The organism is Lentzea sp. NPDC060358 (assembly GCF_042725365.1).
GTDB lineage: Bacteria > Actinomycetota > Actinomycetes > Mycobacteriales > Pseudonocardiaceae > Lentzea.
On sequence record NZ_JBHXCW010000294.1, the window covers coordinates 1 to 8,561 of the forward strand.

7 protein-coding genes are annotated in these 8,561 nt (G+C 69.4%); 4 read left to right on the forward strand and 3 right to left on the reverse strand.

Annotation, left to right across the window (positions count from 1 at the left end; all coding sequences use genetic code 11):
* Window positions 1-484 precede the first annotated feature (484 nt).
* Together asnB and ACFWGZ_RS36685 are read left to right on the forward strand one after the other, a co-directional pair.
* A complete protein-coding gene (asnB, locus tag ACFWGZ_RS36680) occupies window positions 485-2,419 on the forward strand; it encodes an asparagine synthase (glutamine-hydrolyzing) (protein WP_382456188.1) in 1,935 nt (644 codons plus the stop codon).
* A 68-nt stretch (window positions 2,420-2,487) separates the two neighbouring features.
* The gene (locus tag ACFWGZ_RS36685) at window positions 2,488-3,741 is read left to right on the forward strand and encodes an MFS transporter (protein WP_382456189.1); all 1,254 of its coding nucleotides are present in this window, start codon (window positions 2,488-2,490) and stop codon (window positions 3,739-3,741) included.
* Here the strand turns inward: ACFWGZ_RS36685 and ACFWGZ_RS36690 are convergent.
* Complete coding sequence (locus ACFWGZ_RS36690; RefSeq protein ID WP_382456190.1) at window positions 3,725-4,507, reverse strand: hypothetical protein; 783 nt, start codon at window positions 4,505-4,507, stop codon at window positions 3,725-3,727. The genes ACFWGZ_RS36685 and ACFWGZ_RS36690 overlap by 17 nt on opposite strands.
* Window positions 4,508-4,579: 72 nt before the next feature.
* Between ACFWGZ_RS36690 and ACFWGZ_RS36695 the strand changes: the two genes are divergently transcribed.
* A complete protein-coding gene (locus ACFWGZ_RS36695) occupies window positions 4,580-5,974 on the forward strand; it encodes an APC family permease (RefSeq protein ID WP_382456191.1) in 1,395 nt (464 codons plus the stop codon).
* A gap of 2 nt (window positions 5,975-5,976) precedes the next feature.
* Here the strand turns inward: ACFWGZ_RS36695 and ACFWGZ_RS36700 are convergent, their stop codons facing one another.
* Both ACFWGZ_RS36700 and ACFWGZ_RS36705 read right to left on the reverse strand, forming a co-directional pair.
* Window positions 5,977-6,693: an AAA family ATPase gene (locus ACFWGZ_RS36700; RefSeq protein WP_382456192.1), complete on the reverse strand. Its 717-nt coding sequence runs from the start codon at window positions 6,691-6,693 to the stop codon at window positions 5,977-5,979.
* Window positions 6,690-7,466 carry an MBL fold metallo-hydrolase gene (locus ACFWGZ_RS36705; RefSeq protein ID WP_382456193.1) on the reverse strand — a complete coding sequence of 259 codons (777 nt, stop codon included), beginning with the start codon at window positions 7,464-7,466 and terminating at the stop codon, window positions 6,690-6,692. The genes ACFWGZ_RS36700 and ACFWGZ_RS36705 overlap by 4 nt, the downstream gene beginning before the upstream one ends.
* 37 nt (window positions 7,467-7,503) lie before the next feature.
* Here ACFWGZ_RS36705 and ACFWGZ_RS36710 point away from each other — a divergent pair, with 37 nt between their 5' ends.
* Window positions 7,504-8,391: an aldose 1-epimerase family protein gene (locus ACFWGZ_RS36710; RefSeq protein ID WP_382456194.1), complete on the forward strand. Its 888-nt coding sequence runs from the start codon at window positions 7,504-7,506 to the stop codon at window positions 8,389-8,391.
* Window positions 8,392-8,561 lie beyond the last annotated feature (170 nt).

The following is an 8,561-nucleotide window of genomic DNA, read 5'->3' on the forward strand; positions in this document are numbered from 1 at the left end:
GGGTAGCACCTCGCACCCGAAGTCAAGCCCCAATCGCCGAAACACGGGTGGGTTCACCGGCTCTGGTCGGCGTCAGGGGTGACTGCTCGCCTTCGGCGTCGCTTGGAAGTGCGGGGGTCTGTTCGGCTCGCTTCGCATCGCCCTTGGTGGGGTGCCTCGGCTTCGCCGTTGGCCGGCCCGGCTTGGGTGCCTCGGCTTTGCCGTTGGCCGGCCCGGCCCCTGTCAGCCCTGCCTCAGCCGCCCTGCCCCCCGGCGCCCTGCCACTGTCAGCCCTGCTCCGCCCGCCGCGCTCCGCTTCGCCGCCACCCTTCGCCCGGCCCACCTCGCGCTCACCCCGCCCGCAGCCTCCCGGAGCGACCCCGCTCACTCCGCGTGGCCGCAACCCTCCCCGCCCGCCGTGCGTCCCTCAGGCTGACGAAGTGTCCGGATTCCACACCGGCATACTGGGTTTTCGGCAACGGCTAGCTACGAGGTGCGATTTCACGTGTGCGGAGTGCTCGGACTCATCTGTTCCACCGAAGCCGCGGCGGCCAACGCGCGTGGTTCAGTGGCCGCAGCACTGCGCTGCCAGCGCCACCGCGGGCCGGACGAGCAGGACACCTGGGCCGATGCCGAGGTGGTGTACGGGTTCAACCGCCTCGGGTTCATCGACCTGGACCACTCGCACCAGCCGCTGGTGTGGGGGCCGCCGGAGAACCCGACCCGGTACACGCTGAACTTCAACGGCGAGATCTACAACTACAAGGAGCTGCGGGCCGAGCTGGCCATGCACTTCGGGGCGCAGTTCAAGACCAAGGGTGACGGCGAGTCCATCGTCGCCGGCTACCACTACCTCGGGGCCGACTGGGTCAAGAAGCTGCGCGGCATGTTCGCCTTCATGATCTGGGACGCGCAGGAGCGGGTCGTCTTCGGCGCGCGCGACCCGTTCGGGATCAAGCCGCTGTACTGGGCGTCCGGGCCCGGCGGCGTGGCGTTCTCGTCGGAGAAGAAGAGCCTCCTGCAGCTCACCGGGGTCCTGGGGATCAGCCAGGAGCTCGACCGGACGGCGTTGCAGCACTACCTGGTGCTGCAGTACGTGCCGGAGCCCGAGTCGCTGCACAAGGCGATCCGGCGGGTCGAGTCCGGGACGTCGTTCAAGGTCAGCCCCGGTGGGCAGGTGCTGTTCAACCGGTACTTCAAGCCCGTGTTCACGCCGCGGCCGGTGCACAGCGACTTCGAGGCCGAGGCGCTGCACGAGCGGATCGCCGAGGTCATGCGCGACTCGGTGTCGAAGCACATGATCTCCGACCCGGACGTCACGGTCGGGGCGTTCCTGTCCGGCGGCATCGACTCCACGGCCACGGCCACGCTCGCCAAGCTGCACAACCCCAACCTCATCGCGTTCACCAGCGGGTTCGACCGGCAGGGGTACTCCGAGGTGGACGTGGCGGCCGAGACCGCGGCGGCCATCGGGGTGCGGCACGTCGTCCGGACCGTGTCGCCGGACGAGATGATGGAGGAGCTGCCGCTCATCCTCTGGTACCTCGACGACCCGGTGGCGGACCCGGCACTGGTGCCGCTGTACTTCATCGCCAAGGAGGCGCGGAAGTACGTCAAGGCCGTGCTGTCCGGTGAGGGCGCGGACGAGCTGTTCGGCGGGTACGTGATCTACCACGAGCCGCTGTCGCTGTCGCCGTTCGAGAAGGTGCCCGGTGGCGTGCGCAAGCTGATGGGCGCGGTGTCCAAGAGCATCCCCGAGGGCGTGCGGGGCAAGGACCTGCTGCGCCGCGGGTCGCTCAAGCTCGAGGAGCGCTACTACGGCAACGCGCGCAACTTCAGCGACGCGCAGGTGCGGGCCGTGTTCCCCGGCTACGTCGAGGGCGTCGGCTTCCAGGACGTGACCGCACCCTGGTACCGCGAGTCCGAGGGCTGGGACCCGGTCGCGCGCATGCAGCACATCGACCTCTACACGTGGCTGCGCGGCGACATCCTCGTCAAGGCCGACAAGGTCACCATGGCCAACTCGATCGAGCTGCGGGTGCCGTTCCTCGACCCCGAGGTGTTCCGGGTCGCCGCCGAGGTGCCGCTCGACCAGAAGCTCACCGAGGGCACGACCAAGTACGCGCTGCGCAAGGCGCTCGCGAAGATCATCCCGCCGCACGTGCTGAACCGGCCGAAGCTCGGCTTCCCGGTGCCGATCCGGCACTGGCTGCGCGCCGAGATGTACGACTGGGCGCGCGGGATCATCGCCGACTCGCAGACCGGTCACCTGCTCGACAAGAACGCCGTCATGGACCTGCTCGCCGAGCACAGGTCCGAGCAGTTCGACCGCAGCCGGCAGCTGTGGAGCGTGCTGTGCTTCATGATCTGGCACGGCATCTTCGTCGAGGGCCGGATCACCCCGAAGGTGCCGGAGCCGGTGTACCCGGTCCGCCTCTGACGAGTGGCCTTGGCGACACAGCAACGTGAAATGCTTGTTAGTTGCCATAGGCTAACGAAGTGGCCACCGTGGGGAGAAGCGCGCGCTCGACGTTCGTGATCGACACGCGACCGTTGAAGATCGTCGCGTACCGCCGGTTGTGGCTGTCCACGATCGTGACGGCGGTGGGCTCCCAGCTCACCGCCGTCGCCGTGCCCAAGCAGGTCTACGACCTCACCGGCTCGTCCGCGTGGGTCGGCGTCGCGGCGGGTGTCGCGCTGGTGCCGCTGCTGGTCTTCGGGCTCTGGGGCGGCGCGATCGCCGACACCGTCGACCGCCGCAAGCTCATGCTCGTCACCAACGTCGGCATCGCCGTCTCGTCGGTGCTGCTCTGGGTGCAGGCCGCGCTCGACGTCGGCTCGGTGTGGCTCGTCATCGCGTTGCTCGGCCTGCAGCAGGTGTTCTTCGCGGCCAACTCGCCCGCGCGTTCCGCGGCGATCGCCCGGCTCGTGCCGGCGGAGCTGCTGCCGTCCGCCGGTGCGCTCGGCTCCACGGTGATGCAGTTCGGTGCGGTGCTCGGGCCGCTGCTCGCGGGCGCGTTCATGCCGATCGTCGGGCTCTCGACGCTCTACCTGGTCGACGCGATCGCGCTCGTCGTCACGGTCTACGCGGTGTGGAGGCTGCCGCCGATGCCCCCGCTCGACGGGGTCGTGCGGCGCGCCGGGCTGCGCGACGTGCTCGACGGGTTCGTCTACCTGTGGGCGCAGAAGGTGCTGATGGCGAGCATGCTGCTGGACATCATCGCGATGGTGTTCGGCATGCCGCGGGCGCTGTTCCCGGAGATGGCCCAGCACACGTTCGGCGACCCGGCCGGCGGCGGGTTCGCGCTCGGCGTGATCTTCGCGGCGATCCCCGTCGGCGCCGTGGTCTGCGGGCTCACGTCCGGCTGGATCTCGCACGTCAACCGGCACGGCGTCGCGCTGACGCTGGCCGTCGTGGGCTGGGGCCTCGCGATCACCGGCTTCGGCCTCGCCGGCTCGCTGTGGGTCGCGGCCGCGTTCCTCGCGCTCGCGGGCGCGGCGGACATGGTGTCGATGGCGTTCCGCGGCGCGATCCTGCAGTCCGCCGCGACGGACGAGATGCGCGGGCGGATGCAGGGCGTCTTCATCGTGGTCGTCGCCGGCGGCCCGCGGATCGCGGACCTGTTGCACGGCACGGGAGGCGCGGCGTTCGGCACGGCCGCGGCGGTGTCGGTCGGCGGCGCGCTCGTCGTCGTGGCGAGCGTGGCCATGGTGGCCGCCCTGCCGGCGATCTGGCGCTACCGCGTCAACTCCGCGGACTGATCTCGTTCGCACCCGGCACGGAGATCGTCACCTCGCTGCCCCAGTCGGAGAACCGCGCCTCGTCGACGATCGTCGCGTCCTGGAACTGCGTCGAGAACTCGATCCGCGTCGGCAGGTCGTCCGAGTGCATCTCGACCTCGGCCACCGAGCCCGCGACGCCCTGGTCGAGGGCGAGCTTGAGCTCGTTGCGCAGGGCCTCGTCGGTGAGGGCGTCGTAGGCCTTGCGGTAGTCGACGGCGATGACGTACTTCGTGCGGTCCGCGACTTCGGTGATCAGCTGCATCGAGCCGCCCGCCTCGATCACCGGCAGGTGGTAGGTCGTGAACACGGCCTGCTGGTAGATCACGTCGTGGTAGCCGAGCAGGGTGGTGGTGAACTCGTCGTCGTCCGCGCGGGCGAGCTTCACCCAGGGCTTGTCCTGCGGCAGCCCGAACACCGCCGCCGGCAGCTTCACGAACGCGGCGTCGCGCGCCGTCGAGACGTACCGCAGCTCCTGCGGCTGGCCGCCGGACTGGACCGGCCGCGAGGTCGTCGCGTCGATGCCCGGCACGTCGTCCAGCCGCACCGAACCGGTCGCGGGAGCCGTGACGCCGCCCGCGGTCGGCGGGGCGATGGTGAAGCGGTAGGTCTTCTTCTCGCCCACGGCCTTGCGCACGGCCGCCACGAAGCTCTTCACGTCGGTGTGCCGGTCCGACGTGGCCGGTGCCGGCTCCGAGCACGCGGTCAGGACGAGAGCGGCGACGAGCAGGGTTGCCGTGCGTTTCATGCTTACACCATATGGGTGAGGTACCGAGCTGTTCACGCTGGTGTCCAGGCAAAACAGGCAGAATCTTCGGGCATGGCTGAAGCGACTCCACAAACGGAGCAACCAGAGCTACACCGGGCAATAGGCCCGAAGCTGCTGCTGTTCTTCGTCGTCGGCGACATCCTCGGCACCGGTATCTACGCGCTCACCGGCAACGTGGCCGGCAAGATCGGCGGCGCTCTCTGGCTGCCCTTCCTGCTCGCGTTCGTGGTGGCGTTCCTGACCGCGTTCAGCTACCTCGAACTGGTCGGGAAGTACCCCAAGGCGGCGGGTGCGGCGCTCTACACGAACAGAGCGTTCGGCATCCACTTCCTGACGTTCATGGTCGCGTTCGCGGTCATGTGCTCGGGCATCACCTCGGCGTCCTCTGCGGCGCTCGCGTTCGGCCGCACCTACCTGCGGCAGTTGCTGGTGGAGTTCTTCGACGTCACCCTGAGGGCGGAGTCGCTGGTGTTCACCGGCCTCGCGGTGGTCTTCATCGCGGCGCTGGCGATCATCAACTTCCGCGGCGTCTCGGAGTCGGTCAAGGCCAACGTGGTGCTGACCTGCATCGAGCTGTCCGGTCTCGTCATCATCATCCTGATCGGCGCGTACGCGGTGGCGGTCGGCGACGGCGAACCGTCGCGGCTGACCGAGATCCACGTGCCGGACGGCTCGAACATCGCGCTCGCGGTCACCTCGGCAACGGCGCTCGCGTTCTTCGCGATGGTCGGCTTCGAGGACTCGGTCAACATGGCCGAGGAGTGCAAGAACCCGGCCAAGATCTTCCCGCGGGCGATGCTCGTCGGCATGGCCGCCGCGGCGCTGATCTACGTGCTGGTCGCGATCACGTCGTCGTTGCTGATCCCGTCCGACGAGCTCGCGAAGGCCAGCAGCGGCGCGTTGCTGAAGGTCGTCACGGTCGGCGCGCCGGGCTTCCCGCTGTGGATCTTCGCGCTGATCGGCCTGCTGGCCGTCATCAACTCGGCGCTGATCAACATGCTGATGGCGTCGCGCCTGCTCTACGGCATGGCGAACGAGAAGATCATCCCGAGCTTCTTCGGCACCGTGCACCCGTTCCGCCGCACGCCGTGGATCTCGATCGTCTTCACGACCGGTGTGGCGGTGATCCTGGTGTCGACGGCGGACATCGGGAAGCTCGGTGGCACCACGTCGTTGCTGCTGCTGATCGTCTTCACCATCGTCAACGTGGCGTGCCTCGTGCTGCGCCGCGAGAAGGCGGACCACAAGCACTTCCGGGCGCCCACGTGGGCCCCGGTGCTCGGCGCGATCACGTGCGCGTACCTCGCGATGCCGGTGCTGTCCGGCCGGCCGTGGGACGACTACAAGATCGCGGGCTGGCTGCTGCTCGCGGGCCTCGTGCTGTGGGGCATCAACCGCGTGCTGCACGGCAAGGTCGAGACCTACCCGGAGAAGCTCGGCAAGTAGCGCTACTCCAGCAGGTGCCTCAGGAACCGGCCGGGCTCGCCCAGGAAGTTGCGGGTGAGCGCGACCGGTTCCGCCGTGTCGTAGGAGACCTCGTCGATCGTGTCGGTGATCTCCAGGATCGTGGCGCCCGGCGCGGCGAGCAGGATCGGCGAGTGCGTGGCGACGAGGAACTGCGAGCCCGCCTCGACCAGTTCGTGCATGCGCCGCAGGACCGTGAGGCAGCCTTTGACCGAGAGGGCCGCCTCCGGTTCGTCGAGCACGTAGAGGCCCTTGGGTCCGAACCGGTGCGTCATCAGGTCGATGAAGCTCTCGCCGTGCGACCGCTCGTGCAACGACCTCCCGCCGTAGGAGGCGTGGATGCCACCGCCGATCCGGTCGATCTCGGTGATCACGTTGTAGAACGACTCGGCCCTGAGGAAGAACCCCGTCCTGGGCTTCCTGACGCCCCAGCGCAGCGTCAGGTGGTCGCCGAGCGACGACTCCGTCGCCTTCGTCGCGAAGCGGAACGACTGCGTGCCGCCCTCCGCGTTGAACCCGGCCGCCACCGCGATCGCCTCGACGAGGGTCGACTTGCCCGCGCCGTTGTCGCCGGTCAGGAACGTGACCGGGCTGGTGAGCTCGAGCGGGTGCGCCAGCAGGTGCCGGACGGCCGGCAGCGTGAACGGGTAGCGGCGGGTGTCGTGCCGCTCGTCCAGGCGGACCTGGCTGATGAACGTCACGCCAGCCGGGCCAGCTCGACCGGGTCGTGGGCGGAGAACACCTCGACCTCGCCCCGCGCCTTCAGCTCCCGCAGACGCTCCACATTGGACAGCCGCTGCTCGCGGATCGTCTCGGTCTGCCTCGCGGTGAGCTTCAGGGCGAAGATGCTGCTGGGCGGCGTCTCGACCTCGCCGCGGTAGAAGTAGGCGTCGCCCGCGTGCAGCAGCCAGCCGTCGTCCGACCTGACCGCGATGCCCGTGTGCCCGCGCGTGTGGCCGATCAGCGGAACCAGCAGGACGTCCTCCGGCAGCCCGTCGATGCTCCGGACGGCCTCGAAGCCGTGCCACCTCTCGCCTTCGGCGCGATGGGTCTCGAAGGTGACGCCCTCGCGCTGCGCCTTCGGGTACCTGGCCTTCTCCTTCGGGCCCTTCGGGTTCGTGGCGGCCTGGAGCTCGGTGTCCAGCACGTGGACGGTGGCCTTCGGGAAGTCGCGCAGGCCGCCGGCGTGGTCCATGTCGAGGTGCGTGAGCAGGACGTGCCGCACGTCGTCGGCCGTGTACCCGCGCCGCTCGACCTGCGAGATCGCCGTCTCGTTGATGTCGAGGACCGGCTTGAGCAGCGTGCGGCTCAACGGGTCGATCGTCGCCTTCGGGTCGCTCACCTCGTGCGTGCCGAAACCGGTGTCGACCAGGACCAGCCCCTGGTCGGTCTCGATCAGCAGGCAGTGCGCGACGAGCCCGCCCGCGACCAGCGGCGGGCGCATCGTGCCGCAGTTGAGGTGGTGAACCTTCATGGACGGATCCTTCCGTTGGCCCCGTAGGCTTCGCCTCATGCTGGGGATCTCGTACGAGGGTGCCACCGCCGTGATCACGACCGTGGGGGCGGGTCTGCGCTCGTTCACGGTCGGAGGTGTTCCGTACGTCGAGACGTTCGGAGCCGACGAGAAGCCCCCGATGAGCGCCGGTGCCGTGCTGGTGCCGTGGCCGAACCGGACCGCCGGCGCGGTCTGGGAACTCGACGGGGTCCGGCAGGAGCTCGAGGTCACCGAGCCCGCTCGGGGCAACGCGATCCACGGGCTGCTGCGGCGGCAGCCGTGGGAGGTCCTGGAGCACACCGGCTCGCTGGTGTCGCTCGTCGCCCGGATCTCGCCTCAGCCGGGGTGGCCGGTGGCGTTGCGGGTCACCGTCTCCTACGCCTTGGACGACCATGGGCTCACGGTCACGCACGGGGTGAAGAACATCGGGTCGGTTTCCACGCCGTTCGGGGTGGGGACGCATCCCTACCCGCGGGCCGGGAATGCTGCCACCGACTCCTGCACCCTGACTCTCGCCGCCACCACCGTGCTGCCGCTGGACGTCGAGCGGATGGTTCCCTCCGGACCTGCCGTGCCCGTGGAGGGGACCTCGTTCGACTTTCGCGGTGGGCGGGGGTTGGCCGGTGTTCGGCTGGACACGCCGTTCGGCGGGTGTGAGCCCGCTGAGGACGGGCTGATCCACCACACGCTCACGGGTGACGGGGCCGGGGTCGAGGTCTGGGCTGATCCGGCGTTCCGGTGGGTTCAGGTCTACACGCCGGAGTCCTACCCCGGGCGGGGGCGGGCCGTGGCTGTCGAGCCTATGACCTGTCCTCCCGATGCTTTGAACTCCGGGGTTGATTTGATCTGGGTCGCTCCTGGGGAGAGCTGGGGGGCTCGGTGGGGGATTCGGCCGCTTTTGTAGTTGTTGCGGGTGGTTGCGTTGCGGGTTGCGGCTGGGCGGGTGGTCACCGGGCGGATGCGGCTGGGCGGGTGGTTGCCTTGCGGGCGGCCGGCTTGCGTTGCGTGCTTCCCCTCAGGGGCTCTGCCCCCGAACCCCCGGCAATCTGATCGGGGGCACCGCGCCCTCGGCGG

Excerpts from the sequence above, each read along its gene's own strand:
- ACFWGZ_RS36690 (WP_382456190.1), bottom strand. The coding sequence starts at position 4,507 with ATGAAACGCACGGCAACCCTGCTCGTCGCCGCTCTCGTCCTGACCGCG.
- ACFWGZ_RS36695 (WP_382456191.1), top strand. The coding sequence starts at position 4,580 with ATGGCTGAAGCGACTCCACAAACGGAGCAACCAGAGCTACACCGGGCA.
- ACFWGZ_RS36705 (WP_382456193.1), bottom strand. The coding sequence starts at position 7,466 with ATGAAGGTTCACCACCTCAACTGCGGCACGATGCGCCCGCCGCTGGTC.
- ACFWGZ_RS36710 (WP_382456194.1), top strand. The coding sequence starts at position 7,504 with ATGCTGGGGATCTCGTACGAGGGTGCCACCGCCGTGATCACGACCGTG.